Origin of the sequence: Clostridium folliculivorans (assembly GCF_024341905.1) — a bacterium.
Lineage (GTDB): Bacteria > Bacillota > Clostridia > Clostridiales > Clostridiaceae > Clostridium_AR > Clostridium_AR folliculivorans.
The window spans coordinates 187,396-211,584 of the sequence record NZ_BQXY01000006.1 but is presented as its reverse complement, the minus strand read 5'-3'; the positions used below and the strand labels follow the sequence as shown (position 1 = coordinate 211,584).

The following is a 24,189-nucleotide window of genomic DNA, read 5'->3' as shown; positions in this document are numbered from 1 at the left end:
ACTCCTCCAAACTTTAATTAAAAAACTTTCTCCTTTACTGGCAAAAGTAAATCTATTTGAATGGTGCTATCCTCTGGAGATAGCATATATTTGTTTATATAATTAAGATGCTCTTCCATACACTGTGGTTCTATCATTTCTTCTTTATAATTCAACTCATATTTATCATTATTTTGTGCCCAATTGTATAATCTAGACCATTCGTCAAAGGCTCCCATAGAAATCATATAAGCGCAGTACAACCCACCTTGAAAATACTTCTTAGTAGAAGGTGCCTTCACTTCAAATCCTTCTGGTATAGTAATCCACCTTTCATAGCCGTGATCACTTCCATCTGGAATATTTCCATTAGGATTATTGAATCCGTAATGTCTAAAATCTGGCTTAACATCATAGAGCTTTGATTCTATAATGAATTTATTTAGAAGATTTCCTGTTTCGATTTCTGGTAATCCACCTATACAATGAACACTTGCCACTGTAGCAGGAGGTAGATATATGATTCTTACATCCTTATCTTGTAATTTGCTTAAATTTTCATTGGCCTTATTTAATTCTTCCATTGACTTTTCTCCTTTAAGATTAATTTTAGAAAGGCCTAAAGTTTCAACAACTTTTAAAATATCATAGTCTTGAAGTAAATCCAAATTGATACCAATTTTTGTGCTCTCACTTAATCGTTCAATTAAACTATTTAAGATGTTCTTAATTGTAGATAAAGCTGCTATCTCATTATCAATCCCTGAAATATTCTCTAAGAATATTTCAACTATACGTGTTTGCTCAGTATTTTGAAAAATAGCTTTTATCTGCTTTAGCGAAATCCGTAACTTTCTCAAAACTATTATCTGTTGCAATCTTCTTACATCAACTTGGTCATAAGTACGATACGCATAATCCTCTTTCTTTTTACTTTGCAAAATTCCTATTTGTTCATAATACCTAAGAGTTCTTGTTGAGATATTAAAATTCTTTGATACCTCACTAATTGTCAATAAGTTCATTCCTTCAGCTCCTTTCTACCTTAATGATAAAGTACGACACGACGTCAAAGTCAATATATTCCAATATTAGTTTTCCAAATTAGTTCTCACTTTTCTCAAACATACTAGCTCTAAGTAATATTATACAAGAAGCTTCCAATTTCCTTCAATTTAATATAGAATTCAATCATCCTACTTTATATAAATGTATAACATTCAATAAACTTAAAGTGCACTAGAAAACATTTTAAATATCCATAAAGTTTTATTTAAAATCATTACCTCTGCAAATTAGAACAATTTGTTAATTAAGTAAAAACATTCTTGACTTACATAGAAGTTCTAGGTAAACTACATACATAGAACTTCTATGTAAGGAGGTGCACTTTTGCTATCAAAAGATTTAACCGCAGCATCAACAAGACCTCTTATACTTTCATTTCTAGCTAAGCAAGAAAGTTATGGGTACGAGATTATAAAAAATATTCAGGAATTATCAAACAATGAAATAATCTGGAAGGATGGAACTCTTTATCCTGTTTTAAAAAAGTTATGTGAGAGCGGTTTTGTTGAATCTGAATGGAAAACTGTAGACGGAAGAAAAAGAAAATATTATAGAATAACAAAAGCTGGATTAGAAACCTTGGAAAGCGAAAAGCTTCAATGGCAAATAGTCAATGATACTTTAAATAATATGTGGGGGAATTCTATATGTTTCAATTAGAAAAATCATTAATGGATTGGAAGAAAAAACTGTCTGCTAGTAATTCACTAACCAACTCTGATATTGAAGAACTAGAAAGTCATCTACTAGATGAAATAGACGCTCTTAAGAAAAAGACACTAACTGAAGAAGAAGCATTTTATGTTGCTTGCAGTAGAATAGGCTCAGTAGATTTGCTTACAAGTGAGTATAGTATAGTTAATTCAAATTTTTTATGGATAAAAAAATTTCTCTGGCTACTTAGTGGATATCTAATAATAAGCTTTTCTGAAAAGCTTATAACAACCTTATCTATCTTTATTACTACTACCTTCTTTAAAAGAATTGAACTACATGCGCATGAACTTACCTACATAAGTTTTGCTGTTAATCTTCTTTTATCAATAGTGATATTATGTATTTTATTTCTACCTAGAATTAGAGGAATTGCATACTTTCAATCTAAGTTTAACTACCTGCTTGTATATAAGAAATGGCTACTAGTTGTAGTATTTATTATATTTATCTTTATGAATACTATAGGTTTTTCATTTATAAATCTTCCTATAATGAGGAATGTCGGAATGTCTCAGTATGGTTATATATCAGTAGGACATGAATATTCCGGATTGATTTGGACTGTCACATTATGCTTATTATTTATTTTGTTATCTTTTAGTAATAATAAAAAGCAAGTTAATTAGATGTTGAGTTATATGCAGAATAAGTATCCAGCTTTGTTATTTAATCAAGGCTGGATATTTTTCACACCAATATTATCTTAGAATAAAATTTCATATCGATTTTTGATATAAAATTATTGATAAACAATAAATAATAGTATATACTTATACCATACACTGGAAACAAATTGTTATATGTGGTTATGGAGGATATATTATATGCGCAAACTTTTTCTAGGCATTATTCTTATGCTGATACTTTTACAGTCTATTGTTTTATGTTTGTTTTTTAGTGATAAACTTTCACTGTATCCAAATAACTTAGTGGAGATAACTTGGATCTGCATATCTTTATCATCTATTTTATTTGGAGTTTCATTTTTTATAGTAAATAAGCAAGTAAAACTACCATTGGTAACAGTATCAATCGTTTCATCACTTGGAATAGTTATGTTCCCATTTTTACTTTTTAGGAGATGGATTATTGCATTTACTATAATTATCCTGGCATTTACCTTACACTTTTATACCTGCAAAAATAATAAACTTTCTATATTACCAGTAATATCAGCAATAATGGGAATTTATTCACTTGGGCTATATTTGCTAATGCACGCTATTACTTCAATGTAGCTATAACTCACAAATTTCTTTTTAGTTCTCTAAACTCTGATGGTTTTATTCCTTCTATCCGCTTAAATATTTTAGCTAAAGTTCCATGATTATAATATCCAACTCTTTCTGATATTTCAAGTACTGTTAACCCTGTATTTTCGAGCAATTCCTTAGCTTCTTCGATTCTCCTTCTATGAATTAAATCCAAAACATTATATCCGAATTCTTTTTTAAACATATGAGAAATATAAGTGTTGCTCAAATTGAATTTCTCAGATATGCTGCTTAGAGAAATTTGAGGATCTTTAAAGTGCTTTAGTATATAATTATAAACCACTTTCATCTTACTCTTATTTTTTATGCTATTATCTAAGATTCTTATTCTTTCATAAATTTCTAAAAAGTAAGCCTGTACCTCATTAACATCTGAACAAGCTAATATTTTATGTATATCATCAGTGCTCAGAATATCACCACTTTTGAATCCATCCCTCTTAGCGTTCATATACTCACCAAACATTAAAAAAATATCAATAAGTCCATAAATTAACATCTTGTTTATATGATCTGGCAGAGCACTTTTTACCAGCATCTTAGTTATTTCATTCAGAGTTACACCTGCACTTTCGATATCTTCTCTGTAAAGTTCTTTTACTAGTTTAAATTGTTTAATAGTCCTTTCTTTATTAAAACTCTCAATGTCTACTTTGTCTGTTGATATATATTCACTTAAGCCCTTTTCGTTATTCTCAAATGATGTGATTTTTATCTCTACGCTACTCTCATCTTTTGCCTTATTAATTCCAAACATAGTATAAAGTTTTTCATCATAACAAATATCCGATTTCATATAAAAGACTCCCTCGCCTCCACATAGTGGCATCATTATAATTAACAGGATTATTATTTTAGTAGTACCTTTCTAGCAAGACTGATTGATTTACATATGACATTGGGCATACATAGCATTTTTCATATAGCTATAGATGAACCACTTCGTAATAGAATTTATATTTTAAAATTCTCTCACCAGAACCCATGAGAGTTTTAAAAATAGATTTCGGATTGAAGTGGTTCATCTTTACATATGTCCTAATTTATTCTTAGTGATTAAAAATTATTATATTATTTCCATACGATATCCTTTGCAAATGTGTAAAAGAGTTGAGGCCATGTAAACCAATCATGTGCTCCATTTGCCAATTGGAACTCATATGGTATGCTATTTGCATCTAACATCTCTAAAAACTTTATGGTGTATTTATCTGAATTGAATCCTAAGTTATAATATGCCATATCATAGCACCCAGCCCCTACAAAAAGTTTTGGTGTACGCAAAGCATCAGTGTTCTTAGTTAAATCAAGAGCAGCGTTAGCACCGCTGAATATTCCAAAATATCCAAAGTCAGTTGGATGTGCATAATATAAATTAGAAGTTGTCAAAGCACCCATTGATAAACCTGCAAAGGCACGATCTTTAACATTCTCAGAAACATTATAATGTGATTCCATATAAGGAATTATATTTTCCATTATATTTTTATTTATATTAACGAAATTCCATCCAAATGCACTATTATCCATTGTTACTACAATTGCTGGCTCAGTTTTCTTTTCAGCAATTAAATTATCCATTATGTTAGCTGCACTTCCAGTATTAAACCAGTCTGACTCATTACCTCCACCGCCATGTGAAAGGTATATTACTTTGTAAGGTTCAGTCCTATTTGAATCATATCCGAATGGGAGGTAAATACCAAGTGGTTGTAGATCAGCTGTAAGTAATCCTTTGGTTGAATACTTTACAAAGGAAACCTTGCCAGTTTTTGCTCCTTCTTTCGGTAAAACATATGAATAATCTGTCACTTGCTTTTGTTTATCAAATGGTATATAAGCCATGCTAAGAGTCTGTTTTCCTCCATTAACATTAGTAATAGGCATATTTGCAGGATCAGCTACCTTTGTACCATCAACAACATATGAATATGGATATCCTCCACTTGGAAGAGGCATACTTATTGTCCAGAAATCAGTGCCTTTAACTTTTGTCATAGCCTCCTGATATACTGAACTAGTAAGAGGAAACATATCTTTTGTCCATTGATATGGTGTATAAGTAGTTAAGGCTGTATTAGGATAGTCCTGTCCAGTCCTTGCAAAGGTGAATTGACCGTAAAATTCTACCTTAGTTGCTGTTGAATTCTTGTAAACAAAAGTAGCTGTATATCCAGTAGGTGAATTATTATCTGGTCTAACAGTGACACCTTCTTTTTTTATTCCAGTATCAGTTTTCACTCCAATTTGTTGTGCTCTTACAGGAAAGGCAAAGGCTGCCATCAAAAATACTAAGCTAAGAACAAAATTAATAACCCCAAATCTCCCATTCTTTCTTTTCATTTTCTAACCCCTTTCAATTTTAAAACTCAGGTGATAGATAATGTGTAAACTTCTGCATGCCACTTACACATATATCATTCGATTTCGAAATCGTTTTCTTAAATTCATCATATCACCCTGGATTTTACTGGTAAAGATTGTGTTCTTTAGGTAGGTGTTCATTTTTTATCTATATATAAGGAGTTTATGAAGGTTAAATCCATACATGCCCAATAATCACGTCATCTAGCGATTATCGGGCATGTATAAGTTAATAATTTAGTTAGTATCTATCCTGTCCTTAAGTTAAAATATCTATATAAGTCCAAACTCCTTCATTGCATTATAGATTCCATCTTCAAGGATACTCGAAGTCACATAGTTTGCTTCTTTCTTTAAAGCTTCTACTGCATTTCCCATAGCAATTCCTGTCTTTACTGTTTTAATCATCTCTATATCATTATAACCATCTCCAAATGCAAAAGTGTCCTCCATATTCATACCTGACATTTTTATAAAATGTTCTATAGCATGAGACTTTCCCCAATCTTTAAAAGAAACATCTGCAGACATATGTGGACCGTGAGAGTTAAAAACAAGCTTGTCTCGAAAGTACTCAATACATTTTTTCAAACTCTCTTCATTGGAATAAAATATGTCTAAGGTATTAACCTCTATTTTATTAATATCCCATTCTCTTATTAAGTATGGATCACCTTCAAACATATCATTGTATTCATCAACTCTCCATTGAGGCATGTTATAGGCATACCCTTCATGAAAGCTATTAAAACAGCAGCTTATTTCCAATTCATCAAAAGACTTTTGAAGTTTCTTTATAGTATCTTTTTCAATTATTCTATGATAAACATCTTTCCCTTCATAGGATATATGCGTGCCATTGCCAGCTATATACCCATCAAACATGTCCTCTCCGAACTGCTGTATTATAAATCTTATAGGTCTTCCGCTACATACAAAAGCTAAGTGTCCTCTTTTTCTAAACTCTTTTATAGCTACCTTAGTACTTTCTGGCATTATAACCTCATTGCCATTAGAACTAATTAATGTTCCATCTATATCAAAAAAAGCTATTTTCCTCTCCACGTTCTTCACCCCATCTTATAACTTACACTTATCTACTTACATTTTGTGCTAAAGCATTGGTAAATCTATATATTTATATATCTGTAAAATCAATTAGCTTTATATTATTAGCTTCTATATATTTAACTACCTTTTCACTTTTAAGAGTTACAAGTTCATATGCTCTTTGAGTATTATAGCTGCTCAAAGTTAAAAGATCCTTATCTATATAAGCTGGATGAGTCATTAATTCCATTTCACTTAAATATTTGCTTTCTTCTAAGACTTCAATTAATGCCTCTTCACTTATATTTTCTTGACCATAGAACTTTTCACAGAAATTGTGAGAATGTATTACACCTTTTGAATCCATGTACTTCTCAGCTTCGCTAGTAAGTCCTCTCATCGGAACACCTAACTCTTTAGCAAACTGTACAGCAATTGCAAAGTTTTTAGTTGTTGCTCCGTGATGAAAATCTATATGTGTAGGTTTAAAACCTGTACTTAAGAACTTATCTATTTGAGCTTTGTATTCTTTTCTTATTTCCTGTTCATCAGCAGCTTCTATCTTTTCAAAATTATGTTCAAAAAAGCCTTTTTCATTTACTAAAGTTTTTAATCCGCTAGTTAGAGGTTTACCAGCTGTTAATACTAAATGTATACCTACTTTTAAATTTTTGTTTTGTCTCATCAATTCTATTCCGTGTTCAAAACCAGGTGCATTTGTAAGCATTGAAGTCGAGGTTACAATACCTTCTTTAAAAGCTTCTAATATCCCTAGATTGACACCTCTTGTAAAACCAAAATCATCTGCATTTATAATTAGTTTCATAATAAAACTCTCCTTTATTGTTTTTATATTATAGTCACTGTTATTAATTGAAATATTTTTATTGTATAAACCTACATTTTTAAAGAGTTCATAACTCAACTACTAAGTTATATGAACTCTTTAAAGATGTATTAATTAAATGCTGATTGTATTCCTGAAACTCTCTCACCTTTTAGTAAAAAGCTTATAAAATATAAACTCAACTACAAGTTGTCCACCTATATAATTATAGATAAGTAAACCTTTCCATTCAACCTAAGTATGTTAAATAATTATAATTTTCAGATTTTGAAAACATCAGTAGTCCTATATTATAGAGCTCCTAGCTCAGCTATTAATTTATACTTATAATATTCTTTATATTTATAAAAGGCCTCAAGAGGTTATAGTTTTCTTTACATTAGAATAGTCGCTGAAATTAACTTATTCAGCGACTTTAATTTTTGCTATAATTCTCATATAAAATTAAAAACATAAACTCTACAAGCACCCTTTACTTTATTATCTATAGTTGTATAATAAAGTAAACATTATAAATTCATACTGATTTAATTTATTTTTTATATCTAAGAGAGGTTTATCTTATGAAAACTAATCATAATGAAAATTCATTAAACACTAAAATTTGTACCATAATAATTTACTCTTTATGGATCCTGTTAGCAATTGTAATATTAGGCACTTTCTTTTTATGGAGTAAAACAAATAGCTTAATATATGTTATATCTGGAATATTGGTGGTTATGGGTCTATTGATAAATATCCGCTGTTTTAAAAAGGTCAAATCAAATAACTAGAATTATAACTAGAAATACTTTAAAAATACTGCTCCACTATTCATTCCCATAAAATCAGAACCAATAGCAAGTAAAATAATTTCATCTCCTATTTTAAAATCATTTTCCTCTGTGAAATCTTTAAAGTTTCTTATTATATCAACATCTCCAATATGTCCACCATGATAGTTATTATAAAAGCTATCATCAGGAACCTTATATAACTTATAATAAGTATTAAAGAAATTATCAGCTATATTTTGAATTATGATTTTATTTGCATCCTTAAACTTTTCTTCATTTGAAACTACTAATTTAGCAAATACTCTTCTCATAGCCTCAAAGGTTCCCATTTTGTTCTTTAAATAATTATAATATGGATCAACTAACTGTGAACTTTTATCAAAATTATATGCAGCAACGCTCATGCGACCATTAGAAGCTGAGGTTGAGCCCACTATATTAAAACCTTTTTGATTTATATCATCTCCAATTAGCATTATCCCTGCTCCATCTCCTAATATGGTAAATTCAATAAATCGCTCTTCATCATCACTCAAAAAATATGGTGAAATTATAAGTGAAAATTCGCCTTCTATTACATTAAGTGAATTTGCCATTTTTATAGCCTGAATTGTACTTGAACAATCTTGGTTAAGTATCACTACTGTTGCATCATTTAATTGAAACTTTTCTTGAAGGTAATGTGGTACACTTATATTTCCACCATAGATATATTCTTCATAGCTTGTATAGAAGATGTTTTTTATCTTAGATTTATCTATTTCAAGTTTATCAAGCATTTTTGCGACAAGCTTAGATAAAACCTCAACAATTTCATCCTTTCTTCCAACTGCTATACTGTGTAAATCTGTTTCCTTAACATATTTTTCAATACTTTCATATATGTCATCATCATTACTTGCTTGTCTAAATTGATTAGATTTAAAAAGTATTTCCTCTGATGAAACTATATTCTCAGGAATATAATAATCTGAATATAAAATCTTAGCCATTATACACCTCTGATCCTTCATAATTTTTTATTGATGATTTTGCTGAATTATATATATCTTCCATTAACTTTATTCTCTCGTAAGATTCATGTATTGGTATACTCTCTTTTCTGCCTTCCACTACATCCACTAAAAACTCAAGCTGGTTTGTATAGTAATTGGCAGCATCAAACTGTAATCTCTCTTTATTTCCTGTAGCTTTTTCCTCTATTAAAACATTAATCTTGAAGTTACCAAGGCACGCTCTAAAAAAATCTTTTACTACTACTCTTGCCTTTTCAAATCCTAAATGGTGTTCTACTTTATATGGAAGTTCAAAAGAAGCTATAAATCCTGTTTCAAAGTCGTTTTCATATCTCATCCTTGTAGAAAAGGTAGAGTCAATGCCATTAGGACCATTAAAACTGGAGCTACCTTTATAATAAATTGGGTTAAGTCCTTTTACTTCTTGTAAAAATTGAAGCCAATAACAGCTTAAGTCATAAAAAGCTCCTCCTCCTCTTTCAGGAAAGTTCCTATAGCTATTTACATTGTTACCTTTTGGCACTATGCATGCATAGGTATTTATAATTTCAAGCTTTCCATACTTTTCAGAGGTAATCATCTCTTTTATTGCAGCTTGCCAGGGATGATGTTTTATCATAACACCTTCTAAAAGCTTGATATTCTTTTTTGATATCTCACTTAATATCTCATCAAACTCAGCTTTACTTAAACATATAGGCTTTTCTACTAGTATGTGCTTTCCTGCTTTAATAGCCTTTATTATCCACTCTTTATGAAGATCATTTGGAAGAGCTATATAAACACAATTTATAGCTTCACAGTCAAGAAGTTCTTCGTAACTTTCAAAGGCCTTTTCTATACCATACTCCTTAGCATACCTTCTTGCGTTCTCTGGGTTTCTGCTTGCAATTCCATAGACCCTAAGACCTTTTACTTCTTTTGCTGGAGTTATTATGGCCCTAGATACTATACTGGAACATCCTATAATTCCAAGTTTTATCACAAAATCACCTTCTTAATTTCCATGTAAGTGAAGAAGGTTACATTTTGAACAAACAGGAGTAAGCTTACTGCTTATAATTTCTCTTACCTTATTGTATTCTTCACTGTGCCATATTTCAGATACACTTGCATTATTTAAATTTCCTATGGTAAACTCTGAGAAAAACTTACAAGAAGAAACAGCTCCATCAGGGTAAATATCCATTCTAGTAGATACTGCAAGACAGCTTCTCTTTTGAAGATTCTCCACTTCTGTTCCTAATATAAAATCATCCACATCTTTCATATCTAAATCAGGTTGGAATCTTACTCTTATATCCCAAACTTTGCTGTTTATCTTTTCTATCTGCTGCTTAAGAATCTCTATGCTTTCTGGTGAAACCTTATATGTAAAGGAATGCCAGCTTTTATCTTTCTTATTTTCTTCTATCCATGAGAAATTTTCATTAAAATAGTTATCCATATTGCAAGCAGTTTCTTCAGCAATATACCATGGATAACAAAGCATCAGCATATCTACTCCCATTTTTTCAAAGAACTCTACCAAATCATATAGTTTAGGTATGACGCTATCGTTGATGACAGTGTGAATAGATATCTTTCCTTTATAAATACATTTTTTCTTTAAATCTAATAAGATATTTAAGCTCTCCATAGTCTTCTTGAAGTTGCCCTCACCTCTAATTAGATCATTATCTTCTTCAAAGCCTTCTACTGGAACTAAAAGTTCTAGATTATCTGACAGTTTGATTATGGAATCAAGCTTTTCAGGTATAAGTAGTGCGTTTGTACACATAGCTACTTCTCTAGGATCATTTAAAAGCAAATCTGTTAGCTCTTCAAAATGCTTATATACTAACGGTTCACCACCCCACAGATATAACCTCGATTTCACTTTTTTAGTTTCCTCAAGTACCTTTTTTAAGGTATCCAATGCTATATCTGTCTGTTGCTCTTGCTTATCCATATTTCTATGAAAGCCTTTTTCGTTCCATTCATAGCAGTGCTTACATCTTAAATTACATCTATTAGTCAGCTTTATACCTACTACCTCCGGAAGCTCCGTTGCATAACAGGGATTGTTTTTTCTATTTCTTAAAGGATCTGATATATTTTTAATAGTCCTCTTCAGTACTTCTAAGGACTTCTCATCATAATGAACTTTTGTTTTAGGCTGCATTATTTTACCTTCTTTCAACCTTTAATTTTATATACTCTGTAGTATAATCCTTACTTATTTTTTTCTGCTTTAGGAGATTGCGGTGTAGCTTATTTAATATTTCCATATCAAAACCTGCTTCTTTCCACTTGTCATAGCTTATACCAAAGCCTAAGCTCTTCCAAAGCTCAGCATTCTTTTTTTCATGATCCCCAAATGGATCTAATAGAATTATAGGAGTGCATGCATTTAAGGAATCAATAAGCGTTCCTCCACCTGGCTTACTTATCATTGCTTTGCAACTTTTTGCTAGATCAAAAGATGGATGATATTCATCCTTTGTGATAAATTTAGTCTCTTTATCAGCTATAATTTCTGCAAAAGGAGGAAAAACAGCTTTGTTATGTTTCTCGTGTCCCCAGGCTGTCCATTGTGGGTCCATCATAAAATATCTATTCTTCGCTTTTTGCTGACTTGCTTCTTCTATTTTATAAGCTATGATGTCTAACCCAAATCCTTGTTCTTCAAGTTCAGGAATCTTATCTTTATAAGTTCCCATCCCCCATCCACCGCCGTGAATCATAAATCTATTTTCTCTTTCTTCAAAAATGATAACATCATCCTCTTCAATTCCAATTGTGTACTTTACTTCATTGTTATCATAATCAAAGAGAAAAGTTTCAGCGTATCCATCAGAGTAATTTTGTATATATTTATTTAAGGACTTCCAAGAAGGAGATGGCTTGCAATCTATATAGATTATTTGAGCATTTATCTTTTCAAGGTTGAATCTTTTCTTATACTCCTCAAGTAGGAATACCCAATGACCTGATAACACTATAAAGTTTTCAATCTCATTTTCCTTCCATGAATTTAATAGCATGTCCACTTTTTTCGTATCAAAGCTTTGTCTTATATCCCAAGGCATTCTTTGTGCCAAAAGTGCAGCTTTAAAATTATCATGATAAGCTGTCTTATTCACTAATATATTGTCTCTCTTTTCTTTAACAACATAATCTTCAAATACCACAACTTCTGATTCTATATCTTTCTTTGTAAAACTATTGCTAATTAACAGACCTGGAACATAAAACCCCAGCCCAAAGCCAGAGCATAATATAACCACTTTACTGTTCATTTTTTACACCTTCTCGTTTTGAATATTTAATTTCTTAATTAGAGCTATTTATTCCTATCTCTTTTAATGAACTTATGAGGCTGTTTGTTAGTTCTTCAACTATATCCATATCTTTATATAATATGGCAAAATAGAACCTGCCTTTATAGTTATTTAAGGTTTTATTAGTATCCAATTGCCTATTTATGAATATAGTATTGCTACTTAAAGGCATTATACCTTTGTTAAAGGAAGGTTTAAAAAGTATATTATTTTTTGACAGCACCTTAAGAATCTCAGAATAATCTATATTGTTATTGAAGGATACATTTAGAAAAGTAAATCCACATTTTAACCCAAGGTTATGAGCATAATTATCAAGCTCATGTTTAATAAGACTCATGGATTTTCTTGCATTTATCTCTACTACTGGACATATTGATCGATCTTTTAAAATCATCGAATCTATACAGACATCCCCATAGTAGCCATCTTCATAAAGCCTTTTAGCTGTTTTCTCCATTATTTCAAAATAGGATTGTTTCTTGATAAACTCCATAAATTCTTTGTCAGGAGTATATGATCCAAGATAGGATAGTCCTGTATTTCTTACTTCCTGTACAGATATGATTTCAAAGCTTCCATCTTTATGAATTTTGAACTGACATGAAAAATCCTTAGACTTTTCTAGCAAAGGTTCAAGAATGAATTCCACCCTTTTCCCCTTTTTCTCTTGCATATCTACATATGATACTATCCTCTTAAGTATGCTTTCGTTTGAAATTATTAAATTACCTTTTCCAGACACACCAAAAGAATCTTTTATTATTATGCTCCCTTTACTGAGATACTTCATTCCTTCTTCATACAGTTCTTTTGACGAATAAATCAATTTAATTTTATTATTTATATCTAGTTCAAGGTTAAGCTTAGATGAATACATTTTTGAATTTACTTTTTTTATAACGTCTATTGTTGGATAATCAAAGTGCTTATGATATAAATTGCTTAGTTTATAAGCTTCTGGTAGCACTGCAAAGGTTTCTAGATGTGTTTCTTCAGATAAAAGTTCCTTTATTTCAGAATTGTCATTGGTTATTAATAATTCACATATGTTTTTGTTTTTCTCTTCTTTAGATTTGTCTTCAGTAAGGCTTGTACTATTGTATTTAAACTCAAGACCTAATTCTTTTAAATACTCAAGCTGATCATCATCAAGCTTATATCTTGTAAGAACTGCATCTTCTTTATCGCAAAGAATAAAAAGTAGTTCATCCATAGCCTTTACTATATTTTCAGATTGTTTATCTGGTATTTCAGGTAGCTTCGCTAAATTTTCTTCTCTCCAATACTTTTCAGCATTAAACTCTCCATAATAGATGCGTTTACTCATATATTGCGCCTTTTTGCATCTCTATATATTCTCCAAAAGTATCTACTGATCTTAGGCAATCCATATCAAATTCATCAAAGTCTATTTGAATATCAAACTCATCTTCTATTCTTAATATAATATTTATGAGTTGAAGAGAATCGATACCTAAATCGTTTAACAAATCAGTAGAATTAAGTATTTTTTCCTCTAATGACTCATCTTCCTTTACTTCACATATTATTTTCACTATTTTATCATTCATAAGTTTCTTCCTCCAATTTTTATAAACGTTTTTCTTTAAACATTGTTATTATAATATTAATATATCACACCACCTTGTTTTGTCAATAATTCCAAACTTTACTTTTGTTACTAAATCCTCTTATTAATAAACAAAAATACGATTCTTTAGAAAGAATCTTTCTACTGTTCTTTATCTTTATTGACTTTTGATGTTATATTTTAAATTTATGTGAATTTTAATAATTTTAAAAAATTACTTAGTAAAATACAAATAAAGGTGCTGCTATTGATATAGCTCAGCACCCTTATTTTAAAATATTACTGTGGAGGATTATAATATTTTACTTTCCTAAGTTGCGAATAAATACATCAAGCTCTTTCTCATTTAAAAACACCTGTCCAATTTGTCCATGCCTATTGTCTCGTCTTTTATCAGTATGAAAGTCTGAGCCTGCAGTATAGAACCAGCCTTTTGCCTCAGCTATAGCTTTAAAGTACTTGGTATCCTCATTAGTATTTTTAGAATATATAGCCTCTATTCCGTCAAAATCTAACTGCAAAATATCTTCTATAATTTCCTTTTTAACTTTTACGGGATGAGCTAACACTACAGAGCCACCGAAATATCTCAAAATATCTATACCTGTTCTAGTATCAATTCTATTCTTTACTCCATCTCTTGTTATCTCTATCTCAGAGCCTATAAGCGACTTGAGTTCCTCTATCTCATGGTTTCTAATATGTTTTAATGCCTTCTGGAATGTTTTATCCTTATATTTGTCATTCATAAAATAACTTAAAACATGTACTTTTTTTCCTTTGTACCTTGTTGATAATTCTAAACCAGCTACAACCTTAACTCCTAACATATCTCCAATCTTTTTTGCTTCTTCAACGCTGTCAGTTGAATTATGATCTGTTATTGCAATTATGTCTAAGCCCTTTTCTTTTGCCATAACTATGATTTCATAAGGGGTGCTATCCCCATCTGACGCAACACTATGCATGTGAAAATCACCTTTAGTATACATCTCTCTCTTCCTTGCAAATTAATCCTTATATATAATATCCAAACATTAACTATTAGTTACCAATTAAGATTTATTATCAATTTATTAATTAAATCATAAAAGACCAAGACTTTCACAGTTATGTTAGAAAGTCTTGGTCTTAATTTATAACTTTTTAATAATTATCTTCTGGGAATACAATTCCACCTTTATTTCTTGCAATGGTCTGCACTTCACTAACAATCAAACTATGATCTAGCATCTTGTAGCAGCTTTCTAAATCATTATTTTTAATCATACTAGCAAATTCAATAAATTCATTAACCATTCTGTGTTCATAGTTGTTTTCATTGATTTTTGAACTAGTCCCATCATTCATTAATAACTCAAACCTCTCACAAACATTAGCTGGAGTATCTTGATATATGCATCCTTTATTACCTTGGATGTTGTTTGCAATAGGTGCTTTGCAATCTTTCGCTCCAACACAAACGCATTTAAATTTTCCATAGTCTAACATTAATATTCCTGATGTATCTATTCCTCTCTCAACATTTGGATAGTACTCAATACCCTCAGGTCTTCCAAATACCCCCACTACATAATGAATGTTATATATATTCAAGTCCATTAATGCTCCACCAGAAGACTTAGGGTTAAAAGCAGGTAATATATTTCCTTCTTTAAAGCTATCATATCTACTAGAATATTGAGAGTAGTTGCATTGAACAATTTTAATATCTCCTAAGGTTGGAATTAGCTTTTTAATTTTTTTATAATTAGGAAGATATTGAGTAGTAATTGCTTCAAAAATAAATAATTGTTTTTCTCTAGCCAAATCACTTAAAATTACCGCTTGTTTATATGTTGATGTAAATGGTTTTTCAACGATAACATTTTTATTTGCTTCTAATGCTCTTTTAGCAAATTCAAAATGTAGATTATTAGGTAATGCAATATAAATTGCATCTAAGTCCATGCTTAATAATTCATCATAATTATAGAAGATCTCCTGAATACCATATTCATTCTTGAGTTGATTCATCGCCTCTTTACTTCTTTCAGTTCCACATATAGCTACAAACTCTATGTCTTTTAAATTTGAACTTGTTGATAATAAGTCTCTTACTATCATTCCCGATCCAACAATACCTAATCTCATATTATTTCCTCCTCATCTTATGAAAAACAAAGCAAATTTAGTTAAGAATACTAATTCTTTGAAATAACTCTTACCCCATTTTCTGTAGCCATTATTAACTTGGTAACTTCTCTAGTAAATATAGAGGTTCCAACTACGCCTACAATATCATATAACTTATCATTTAATTCTTTAAAATCATCTACAGTATCGAACTTTATATCTAGTATAAAGTTGTTATCATCAGTTACTAAGTACCCATCCTTACTATTAGTGGTTCTAACTAAAGGCTCACCACCTAAGTTTTTAACCCTTTTGCTTACATAACTTAAGGAATCTTTAACCACTTCTAAGGAAATAGGATATCCTACACTTAATTGTTTTTTATATTTTTGTTCATCTATAAGTAGAATATAATCCTTTGCCATTGAGGCAATTAACTTTTCTTTTACGAAAACACCTCCACCACCTTTGGAAGCATAAAAGTTTTCATCAACCTCACCACAACCATCAAAGGCAACATCTACTTCTTCTACAAAGCAGGTTGGCAGTACTTCTATGCCATTTTTGATGCACATACTCTTTGTATTATCAGATGGTGTTACTACTTTAACTTTGAGATTATTTTCATCTATAGCTTTACTTAACAGCTCAATTAAACAAGAAATAGTTCTTCCTGCACCTAGTCCAATTACACTATTGTTTTTTATATATTCCATGGCTTTTTCAGCACTTAATTTTCTTAAATTTTCTTCATTCATATTAATCACCTTAAATCCTTTACTCCAGTTTCTAATATTTCCATTTGCAATAAAGTTTGTTCATCAGTTATGGTTTTAGCTTTTCCATTTATGATTGCTTCATACAAATCATCATATACTCTGCCATAATCACCATTTACTGATTTTACTTTTTCCTCGTGTATATCACCATTGTCATCAACATATGTAAGTACACCATAATGTTCAAAGGTATCTACACCAAAATCCTTATTTTCTGGCATATAAAATAGTTTTAAATGCTCTTCTTGACGATCCTTTGTTTGTTTTACAAAGCAACCTTTTTTCCCATACACAACAAAACTTGGTCTTTCCTTCACTCTAAAGTAACTAGATTTCACAGAAACCTTTAAACTTCCATAATATAAATCCAAATCAAAATAATCATTCATCCTGCCTGAACCAAGTAATTGTCTTACATCATAATGAATATCATCTGGTTTACCAAAATAACTAATTACTTGATCTAAAGTATGACAACCATGACCATATAAATATGATAAAGAAGGTTTAAATTCTTTAACAGCTTCAGGCACCTCTGGTCTATAATAATCAAAATGCATTTCCAACTCTATTAACTCGCCTAGCTTTCCTTCTTCTATAACCTTTTGAACCGTTAAGAAGTCACTATCAAATCTTCTGTTTTGATAAGCTTGCACAATCAAGTTTTTTTCTTTTGCTAAAGCAAATATCTCTTTTGCCTCTTCTGATGTTTCCATAAACGGTTTTTCAACCAAACAATGCTTATTATGCTCTAATACCATTTTTGCATAGTCATAGTGACTGTTATGCATTGTGCAAATTACAATCATTTGTATTTCTGGGTCATTTAACAATTCATCTAAATTAGAAGTATAGTTAACGCCCTCAATTCTATCCCATTTTTCATTTTTAGGATTTCTTTGATAGATTGTTTTTACCTTTATATTTTCTCTTTGCAAAACAAATGGAAGATGATATCTGTTTGTGCTTTTGCCATTTCCAATATAACCAATTTTAAGCATAATAGCCTCCTTAAAATAACTTTTCCCTATATATTTTTTAAGCTGAACTTTTCTTTATTGATATCCTTATGTATGTACCACTTCATAATAAAATTTACATTCAGATTGAATTGTTACATCTCTCTTTAGCTTTATTATAATAACTACACTAGTATCTATACAAACTAAAGTATTTCACCTAAAATGGTGAAATACTTTAAATGCTTTAAAACGCAATTAATCCTATAGTCTAACATATAGAAGTTGTCTATACTTTTGACTATAGGATTAATTCAATGTAATTTGTTTTTAGACCATACTTAAGAAAATTACTGAAATTAATTGGTTAAACAGGAGACGCTATATGAGCGAGCTATTAGAATTAAATGATTTTTTCAGATGGATTTCACAACAGTGCTTTAACAGCGCCTATTTTTATGGTTATTAACATATTCTGATATCATGTCTATGTCATTTTGATCAATTTCAGGTTTTATTCTAATAAAAGGAATATTGGTAATATCAGCTATTGTTGAAGTTGTTATTATTAAATCTACACCTTTTAGATTTTCCTTATCTTCATACATAAATTCTTGATAACCATAAAACCCACAAACCTCTATTCTCTCTCCAAAGCAATTTTGAATTTTATCCTTAATAAGGCTTAATATTGACTCATCATAATCACAAACAATTACAGTATTCAATTTATATTTCCACATTCCGCACATGGATACCAAATGAAGAGTTATGTAAGCTAAGTCAATAAGTGATACATCCAAATTCAATCTTTTCTTAATAATCGGTGCAATTTCACTAGCCATCTTAAATTCTGCCCTATAGGTTTTAACAACTTTTTCATCTATTTTATTTGATATACAGTGTTTATATTTCAAGCGACTTATCATTGGAGCTACATATAAAATCAACTTATATTTATAATCCGAATTATTTTTTAGGTCTACCTTGAATTTTTCATATAAAACTATCAAATATTCCTCTACTATTGAAATAGCTTCTTCTGTTTCTATATCTTTAAGTTCAGTTCCACTAATAAATTGCTTCGACCTAAAATACTCCTGCAAATTAAGCCATTCTGCTTTTGATAGCTTAACTTCTTGTTGATTTTCTATTTTTTCACGTATTGCAGAGATTATATCCATTAACTCACCTTCTGCTTCGTCAAAACCATTTAAATCAAAGCCTAATTTATTACGCTTGATTGCAACCAATATTTCATAGCATAGAAGTTGATAGCTGTGTCCTGATAGAAAATATTTATATCTTCTACTTTCCTCGCTTACTATGTAGTAAATATCTTTAACCGCTGTAACAGCATCATTTTCTTCAAATAAGTAACTCCAATACTTTGAAACAGTACTTAAATTAATCCTTATTGCTAGAACCCAGCTTATAATATTTCTTTTTTCTTTTTCTGTTGCATTAAGTGTAATTCCTTCATTTAAAGAATAGCTTATTCTTAATTTTAAGTTTTTCTTTAACCATTTATTTATAAACGTAATATCATTATTTACAGTAGCATCTGATACACTTAAGGCTTCTGATATTTCTTCTATTGAAATATTCTTTTTTATGGTCAATTTTAGTAATATGTACATTTGTCTATCTATAGGTAAACTTGGGGTTTCAATTATGTATTCATAATCTAATACTTTTCTAATGATATTATTTTTCTTCACAATATCTTTATTGGCTTTACTAAGGGAATAACCCTTTTTTATACTAGCTTCAACCTTCACATCATATTCTTTGAGTAAATCATTGATTTCTTTAATATCATTTCTTATTGTTCGAATTGTAACATTACAAAGTCTAGCTAATTCGTTTCCAGTTATTGATTCATCTGTGTTTAAGATTATATTTAAAATATCTCGATGTCTTCGATTCAAATTTATGGTCACCTGCCTAATAAATACTCTATTCTATCTTCAAAGCTTTCTTCTCCAATCTAAGATTAACTTCTTTACGAAGCAGAACATAAGCCACTGAACATAAAGGAATGAATATTATCATACCTGGAACTCCGAAAGTTTTTCCTCCTAAAGTTATTGCAAATAGCACCCAAATAGAAGGTAGTCCAATTGAATTTCCCACAACCTTTGGATAAATCAAATTATCTTCTAATTGCTTAATTGCTATAAAAATAACTAAGAAAACTCCCGCTTTTATAGGAGAAACCATTAAAATCAAAAATGCACCTAAAATGCATCCGATTGCTGAACCTAAAACTGGGATAATTGAAAAAGATCCAATAAGTATACTAACTACAAGAGCGTATGGTAATTTAAAAAGCATTAAAGCTACAAAAAACAAAACCCCAAGAATTGCAGATACAGTAATTTGTCCAGTGATGAAATTTGAGAAAGTCTCACTGGTTAGGTTTAATACTTCTAATATTGAATCTACATGTTCCTTTTTCATGAAGGCATATAATAATTTTTTAAAATGGATACCTAATTTCTCTTTTTGAGCCAATATGTATATAGCAAAAATAAAGGCTAATATAAATTCTACAGTGGCACTTGCAAAGGTTGTAGCTGCCTGTAATGTTGAAAGCACAGCCGTGCTGGCACTATTAAAAGCAGTAGATTTTACAGTGTTAAAAATATTTTGCCAATCTATTCCCATGTTATTAACCAGGTTCATCACATTATTAGACAACCATGTATTACTATCAAGCCACTTTTGAAACGCTATCGTAGAACTATCAAAGGCTGATGGCAGTATTTTAACTGTATCAATAATATTTGGTATAATTATGGATGATATTGCTGCTAAAACTCCTAGTATAAGAAAACAGGAAAGCACTATACTGATGGCTCTACTATACTTTCTAATTACTTTACCTGGGCCTTTTCTTTTAAGTTTTAATAATTTCTTAGATATAAATGTAACTGGTATATTTACAATAAAGGCAATACATCCACCTAAAATAAATGGGAAGAACAATCCATATACATTGTTAAGCATTCCCATTACATTATCCCAATGGTTAAGTACAATATATAGTGCAAATGCTAGAACAAGTAACACAGTAATCTTCCCTCTAAGCTTCTTTTCTAATTCCAATGTAATATCACTTCTTTCTTTAAACTTTTATTTTTTAGATTCTATATTCATACTCATCCTACTTTTATAATATATAAATAAAAATTTTATTCTATTATAGCGGATAGTATTAAAATTTAATAGTATAATTTCTACTTTTTAGCATATAAATTATTTTATTGAAATATTTGAATAAATTAAAACTCAGACTATCTAATCAAAAATTGAGATCAGATAGTCTGAGCTTTTATCAGCATTAAGAACTTTGTCTTACTTTATCTTTCATATTCTATTTTGATATCTACAATTCTCTCATAGATTTAGCTATCTCAATACATAAATCCTCTGCCTGAGCAACATGTCCTAATTTATCAATAAATGCATGAGTCATTCCTTTATAACGATAGCAAGTTGTATCTACTCCTGCTTCCTTAAGCTGTTTTGCATAGAACTCACCTTGAAGTCTTAGACCATCAAATTCTGCTACTGCTACTACTGTTTTTGGTAGTTTCTCATGTGAATTTGCAACCATTGGGCTTATATAAGGATTGTAGATATATTCAGCATTACTAATATATAATCCTGCCATCAAATCATCTTCAACTCTTCCTGGTCTTCCTAGTCCAAGACATCCCTTTTTGATGATTTCTCCATGTTCTTCTGATACTTCAAAGTAATCCTCATTCCATTCATACCCCTCTGCTTTAGCATCTCCAAGAGTAACAGCTGGATATATAAGTACCTGCATTGCTATTTTTGTATCTCCTAGATCTCTTGACTTTAAAGAAACTGCTGCTGCATAGTTACCACCAGCACTATCCCCTCCAACAGAAATTTTATTTGGATCAATTCCGTAATCCTCAGCATTATCATATATATGTTTAACAGCATTGTAATTATCGTTCAATCCATTTGGATATGGTTTTTCTGGCGCTAATGAATAATCAACATTGAATACTACTGCATCTGCTAATTCAGCTATAAGCTTACAGAAATTTTCTACGGTGTATACACTTCCACCAATCCATCCACCTCCGTGGAAAAATACTAGAGCTGGCTTATTTTTAGTTTTCTCAGATTTTCTTGGATAGTAGCGCCATAAGCCTACTGTATTACCACTTCCTGTTAGCTCCTCATATTTTGTATGAATCTCAACTGTATTTAGATTGTAATTTGGAAATCCCATGGAATCCCTTATAATCGGTATCATAACTTCTATTGGTGGCATTGTTTCAGGCATCTCTTGGTTAGAATTATTTTCTGCTTGCTTCATCATAATTCCTAGTTCTACTGGATCCAAATAGCCTGGCCTATCTTCTCCTGGAATTGGCTTTAGAATAACCTTCAAGCCATTATTATCAATAACTTTAGTTTCATTTTGAAGTTTTTCAATTGCACTGTTATCATATTTTCTCATATCATTCTCACCCTTTATTTTAATATAATTCTCCCTATAAAATAACCATCAACCATCCTCTATAAATAGTTCCTTGAGCTAATGTTTATCCTATTGTTACTTATGTTGCACCTTCTATTGTAAATGTTATCACAAAGAATTTATTAAATAAATGCTGTAATAGTTTTTTATAAGATTGTACAAATTTCATACCAAAACTTGTTCATTATATAACGTTAGAATATAAAGATACAAATTGTTATATTTTTATATATAAAAATTGTTATAATTAAATAATTACAAAAACATATAATTATAACTTTATAAAAACAAATAATTATATAAATATATAGGAAACATCCCATTTGCAGCTAACTTTACTGTATTTATAATGTAGCCTTAAAATACACAATTTCATAGTATAATTTATATTTTAGACTCATCACTAACCAAGCAGCCTGTACATTCCAGCATTAGTATGTTTATACTTCTTATTAGCTTTTGAATTAAGATAATCTATAATCTCTTTAAATAAAAAGGACAGTAATTTTTTACTGCCCTTCTCTATATTTCTATAACCTATTTACATTTGCCTCTATTTTCAACTGTCTTTATCATATCATTTACAGCATTGATTACATACTGAGGATTATCCTTCATTATATAATGACTTGTATTTGGAACTAATATTTCCTTTGAATAATTAGACCATTTTTTCCACTCTGCAATTTTTTCATCAGTCATCTTTTGATAACTGTCCCCCATGCCTTCATCTATTGGGTGAAGTATTGTAAATGGAATATTTCTTAATACATCCCCTGCATGTCTAACTTGAAGTTCACTTTGTATCTCTTCACTTATAGTACCATCTGCAGAAGTAAATTGTCCTAAGAATAGATCTATCATCTCTGGCATTTCAACCTTAGCCCATGCAACAGCATCTTCCATAACACTATCCCATGAACCATCTACACTTACTATTCCAGCAACATCTCTAGGATAAAGCTTTGCAAATTCAACAGCCTCTAACATTGATATAGAATGAACCACTAATATATACGGAGCTTTTATTTTTGCATTATCTAAAAGCGCATGAAGGTCTCTCGCCCTATCAATTGCTGTTTTGCCTGTACCTTTATTAAATATAGAACTATCAAATGGTATGTTTCCCCCATTTACGAAAGTTTTAATGTCTGCATCGCTTAAAGATGGTCTGTTCTGCCCTGCATCACTCAATCCTAAACCTGCTCTGTCATAAGCGATTGTTTTAGCCTTTTTAGCTATTTCAGCTTGGACAGTTCCCCAAGTTTCAAAAGTTGGGTCTTCTGAGTAGGTATACAGCCCATCACCGTAGCCGGAATCAAATACAACAGATACGTTTCCATGGCCCATTATCTTTGCATTTAGCTTCTTACCACCTATGTTTACTAAACCCTCTTTTGATTTAATACTTTCCTTAGCCATTACATTCACTGTAGATAATGATGATGCCAATACTGTCACTAATAGAGCTGAGAATAATTTTTTTATAGATATTCTTTTCAATGTAAAACCTCCCGTTTTCCCATATGTTTAATTAGTTGTAATATTTTTACTACATAACTATAATATATAATTTTAACACTAAGTTCTAGTATAATTTACAATTTTATCTAAACAAATAACAAAAACTTAATACCAATACATAATTTCATTGTTAAAAAACAACTATATGTTCTATATCAACTATACATTTAATTAGTAATACTTTATTTAAATTACAACTATATTAAATTTAAGTAAAATTTATATATTTCAGAAAGATCTGAAGATGAGTAACTGTTTTAAAACGGACATTTA

General features: G+C 30.3%; 22 protein-coding genes. 3 read left to right on the top strand and 19 right to left on the bottom strand.

The features are described from left to right. Positions 1-17: 17 nt before the first annotated feature. The gene (locus tag OCU55_RS17265) at positions 18-1,004 is read right to left on the bottom strand and encodes a MerR family transcriptional regulator (RefSeq protein WP_261853538.1); all 987 of its coding nucleotides are present in this window, start codon (positions 1,002-1,004) and stop codon (positions 18-20) included. 367 nt (positions 1,005-1,371) lie between these two features. On the opposite strand from OCU55_RS17265, the gene OCU55_RS17260 reads away from it, so the two are divergent. From OCU55_RS17260 to OCU55_RS17250, 3 genes are all read left to right on the top strand, one after another. Then, positions 1,372-1,707: a PadR family transcriptional regulator gene (locus OCU55_RS17260; RefSeq protein WP_261853537.1), complete on the top strand. Its 336-nt coding sequence runs from the start codon at positions 1,372-1,374 to the stop codon at positions 1,705-1,707. Then, positions 1,695-2,390 (top strand): permease prefix domain 1-containing protein, encoded by a 696-nt coding sequence (locus OCU55_RS17255; protein WP_261853536.1) that lies wholly within the window; start codon positions 1,695-1,697, stop codon positions 2,388-2,390. Before OCU55_RS17260 ends, OCU55_RS17255 begins: the two co-directional genes overlap by 13 nt. Before the next feature lie 198 nt (positions 2,391-2,588). Further along, the gene (locus OCU55_RS17250) at positions 2,589-3,002 is read left to right on the top strand and encodes a hypothetical protein (protein WP_261853535.1); all 414 of its coding nucleotides are present in this window, start codon (positions 2,589-2,591) and stop codon (positions 3,000-3,002) included. A gap of 7 nt (positions 3,003-3,009) precedes the next feature. On the opposite strand, the gene OCU55_RS17245 is transcribed toward OCU55_RS17250, so the two are convergent. From OCU55_RS17245 to OCU55_RS17160, 18 genes are all read right to left on the bottom strand, one after another. Further along, positions 3,010-3,834 carry a helix-turn-helix domain-containing protein gene (locus OCU55_RS17245; protein ID WP_261853534.1) on the bottom strand — a complete coding sequence of 275 codons (825 nt, stop codon included), beginning with the start codon at positions 3,832-3,834 and terminating at the stop codon, positions 3,010-3,012. A gap of 275 nt (positions 3,835-4,109) precedes the next feature. Continuing rightward, positions 4,110-5,381 carry an alpha/beta hydrolase-fold protein gene (locus OCU55_RS17240; protein ID WP_261853533.1) on the bottom strand — a complete coding sequence of 424 codons (1,272 nt, stop codon included), beginning with the start codon at positions 5,379-5,381 and terminating at the stop codon, positions 4,110-4,112. 294 nt (positions 5,382-5,675) lie between these two features. Further along, positions 5,676-6,467 (bottom strand): HAD family hydrolase, encoded by a 792-nt coding sequence (locus OCU55_RS17235; protein ID WP_261853532.1) that lies wholly within the window; start codon positions 6,465-6,467, stop codon positions 5,676-5,678. A 73-nt stretch (positions 6,468-6,540) separates the two neighbouring features. Then, positions 6,541-7,278: a chitin disaccharide deacetylase gene (gene chbG, locus OCU55_RS17230; protein WP_261853531.1), complete on the bottom strand. Its 738-nt coding sequence runs from the start codon at positions 7,276-7,278 to the stop codon at positions 6,541-6,543. 805 nt (positions 7,279-8,083) lie between these two features. Then, positions 8,084-9,070 carry a hypothetical protein gene (locus tag OCU55_RS17225; protein WP_261853530.1) on the bottom strand — a complete coding sequence of 329 codons (987 nt, stop codon included), beginning with the start codon at positions 9,068-9,070 and terminating at the stop codon, positions 8,084-8,086. Next, entirely contained in the window at positions 9,063-10,079 is a 1,017-nt protein-coding gene (locus OCU55_RS17220) for a Gfo/Idh/MocA family protein (RefSeq protein WP_261853529.1), read from the bottom strand. The genes OCU55_RS17225 and OCU55_RS17220 overlap by 8 nt, the downstream gene beginning before the upstream one ends. 12 nt (positions 10,080-10,091) lie before the next feature. Then, complete coding sequence (locus OCU55_RS17215) at positions 10,092-11,258, bottom strand: radical SAM protein (RefSeq protein ID WP_261853528.1); 1,167 nt, start codon at positions 11,256-11,258, stop codon at positions 10,092-10,094. 4 nt (positions 11,259-11,262) lie between these two features. Continuing rightward, positions 11,263-12,375 (bottom strand): glycosyltransferase family protein, encoded by a 1,113-nt coding sequence (locus OCU55_RS17210; protein WP_261853527.1) that lies wholly within the window; start codon positions 12,373-12,375, stop codon positions 11,263-11,265. Between the two features lie 34 nt (positions 12,376-12,409). Further along, positions 12,410-13,747, bottom strand: coding sequence for a hypothetical protein (locus OCU55_RS17205; RefSeq protein ID WP_261853526.1), 1,338 nt, complete (start codon positions 13,745-13,747; stop codon positions 12,410-12,412). Further along, positions 13,740-13,991 carry an acyl carrier protein gene (locus OCU55_RS17200; RefSeq protein ID WP_261853525.1) on the bottom strand — a complete coding sequence of 84 codons (252 nt, stop codon included), beginning with the start codon at positions 13,989-13,991 and terminating at the stop codon, positions 13,740-13,742. Before OCU55_RS17200 ends, OCU55_RS17205 begins: the two co-directional genes overlap by 8 nt. A 322-nt stretch (positions 13,992-14,313) precedes the next feature. Then, complete coding sequence (locus OCU55_RS17195) at positions 14,314-15,003, bottom strand: PHP domain-containing protein (RefSeq protein ID WP_261853524.1); 690 nt, start codon at positions 15,001-15,003, stop codon at positions 14,314-14,316. Positions 15,004-15,157: 154 nt separating this feature from the next. Further along, positions 15,158-16,144, bottom strand: a complete 987-nt coding sequence (locus tag OCU55_RS17190) for a Gfo/Idh/MocA family protein (RefSeq protein ID WP_261853523.1) — start codon at positions 16,142-16,144, stop codon at positions 15,158-15,160. Between the two features lie 50 nt (positions 16,145-16,194). Further along, a complete protein-coding gene (gene rpiA, locus OCU55_RS17185) occupies positions 16,195-16,884 on the bottom strand; it encodes a ribose 5-phosphate isomerase A (RefSeq protein WP_261853522.1) in 690 nt (229 codons plus the stop codon). 5 nt (positions 16,885-16,889) lie between these two features. Then, positions 16,890-17,906, bottom strand: coding sequence for an oxidoreductase (locus tag OCU55_RS17180; protein WP_261853521.1), 1,017 nt, complete (start codon positions 17,904-17,906; stop codon positions 16,890-16,892). 398 nt (positions 17,907-18,304) lie between these two features. Next, entirely contained in the window at positions 18,305-19,795 is a 1,491-nt protein-coding gene (locus tag OCU55_RS17175) for a BglG family transcription antiterminator (RefSeq protein WP_261853520.1), read from the bottom strand. A gap of 28 nt (positions 19,796-19,823) precedes the next feature. Next, the gene (locus OCU55_RS17170; protein WP_261853519.1) at positions 19,824-20,975 is read right to left on the bottom strand and encodes an AI-2E family transporter; all 1,152 of its coding nucleotides are present in this window, start codon (positions 20,973-20,975) and stop codon (positions 19,824-19,826) included. A 280-nt stretch (positions 20,976-21,255) separates the two neighbouring features. Further along, a complete protein-coding gene (locus OCU55_RS17165) occupies positions 21,256-22,371 on the bottom strand; it encodes an alpha/beta hydrolase (RefSeq protein ID WP_261853518.1) in 1,116 nt (371 codons plus the stop codon). Between the two features lie 558 nt (positions 22,372-22,929). Continuing rightward, positions 22,930-23,895, bottom strand: a complete 966-nt coding sequence (locus OCU55_RS17160) for an alpha/beta fold hydrolase (RefSeq protein ID WP_261853517.1) — start codon at positions 23,893-23,895, stop codon at positions 22,930-22,932. Between the last annotated feature and the right edge of the window lie 294 nt (positions 23,896-24,189).

Coding starts and splice junctions, on each gene's coding strand:
- OCU55_RS17265 (WP_261853538.1), bottom strand. CDS start 1,004: ATGAACTTATTGACAATTAGTGAGGTATCAAAGAATTTTAATATCTCA.
- OCU55_RS17255 (WP_261853536.1), top strand. CDS start 1,695: ATGTTTCAATTAGAAAAATCATTAATGGATTGGAAGAAAAAACTGTCT.
- OCU55_RS17250 (WP_261853535.1), top strand. CDS start 2,589: ATGCGCAAACTTTTTCTAGGCATTATTCTTATGCTGATACTTTTACAG.
- OCU55_RS17245 (WP_261853534.1), bottom strand. CDS start 3,834: ATGAAATCGGATATTTGTTATGATGAAAAACTTTATACTATGTTTGGA.
- OCU55_RS17240 (WP_261853533.1), bottom strand. CDS start 5,381: ATGAAAAGAAAGAATGGGAGATTTGGGGTTATTAATTTTGTTCTTAGC.
- chbG (WP_261853531.1), bottom strand. CDS start 7,278: ATGAAACTAATTATAAATGCAGATGATTTTGGTTTTACAAGAGGTGTC.
- OCU55_RS17225 (WP_261853530.1), bottom strand. CDS start 9,070: ATGGCTAAGATTTTATATTCAGATTATTATATTCCTGAGAATATAGTT.
- OCU55_RS17215 (WP_261853528.1), bottom strand. CDS start 11,258: ATGCAGCCTAAAACAAAAGTTCATTATGATGAGAAGTCCTTAGAAGTA.
- OCU55_RS17210 (WP_261853527.1), bottom strand. CDS start 12,375: ATGAACAGTAAAGTGGTTATATTATGCTCTGGCTTTGGGCTGGGGTTT.
- OCU55_RS17205 (WP_261853526.1), bottom strand. CDS start 13,747: ATGAGTAAACGCATCTATTATGGAGAGTTTAATGCTGAAAAGTATTGG.
- OCU55_RS17200 (WP_261853525.1), bottom strand. CDS start 13,991: ATGAATGATAAAATAGTGAAAATAATATGTGAAGTAAAGGAAGATGAG.
- OCU55_RS17195 (WP_261853524.1), bottom strand. CDS start 15,003: ATGTATACTAAAGGTGATTTTCACATGCATAGTGTTGCGTCAGATGGG.
- OCU55_RS17190 (WP_261853523.1), bottom strand. CDS start 16,144: ATGAGATTAGGTATTGTTGGATCGGGAATGATAGTAAGAGACTTATTA.
- rpiA (WP_261853522.1), bottom strand. CDS start 16,884: ATGAATGAAGAAAATTTAAGAAAATTAAGTGCTGAAAAAGCCATGGAA.
- OCU55_RS17180 (WP_261853521.1), bottom strand. CDS start 17,906: ATGCTTAAAATTGGTTATATTGGAAATGGCAAAAGCACAAACAGATAT.
- OCU55_RS17165 (WP_261853518.1), bottom strand. CDS start 22,371: ATGAGAAAATATGATAACAGTGCAATTGAAAAACTTCAAAATGAAACT.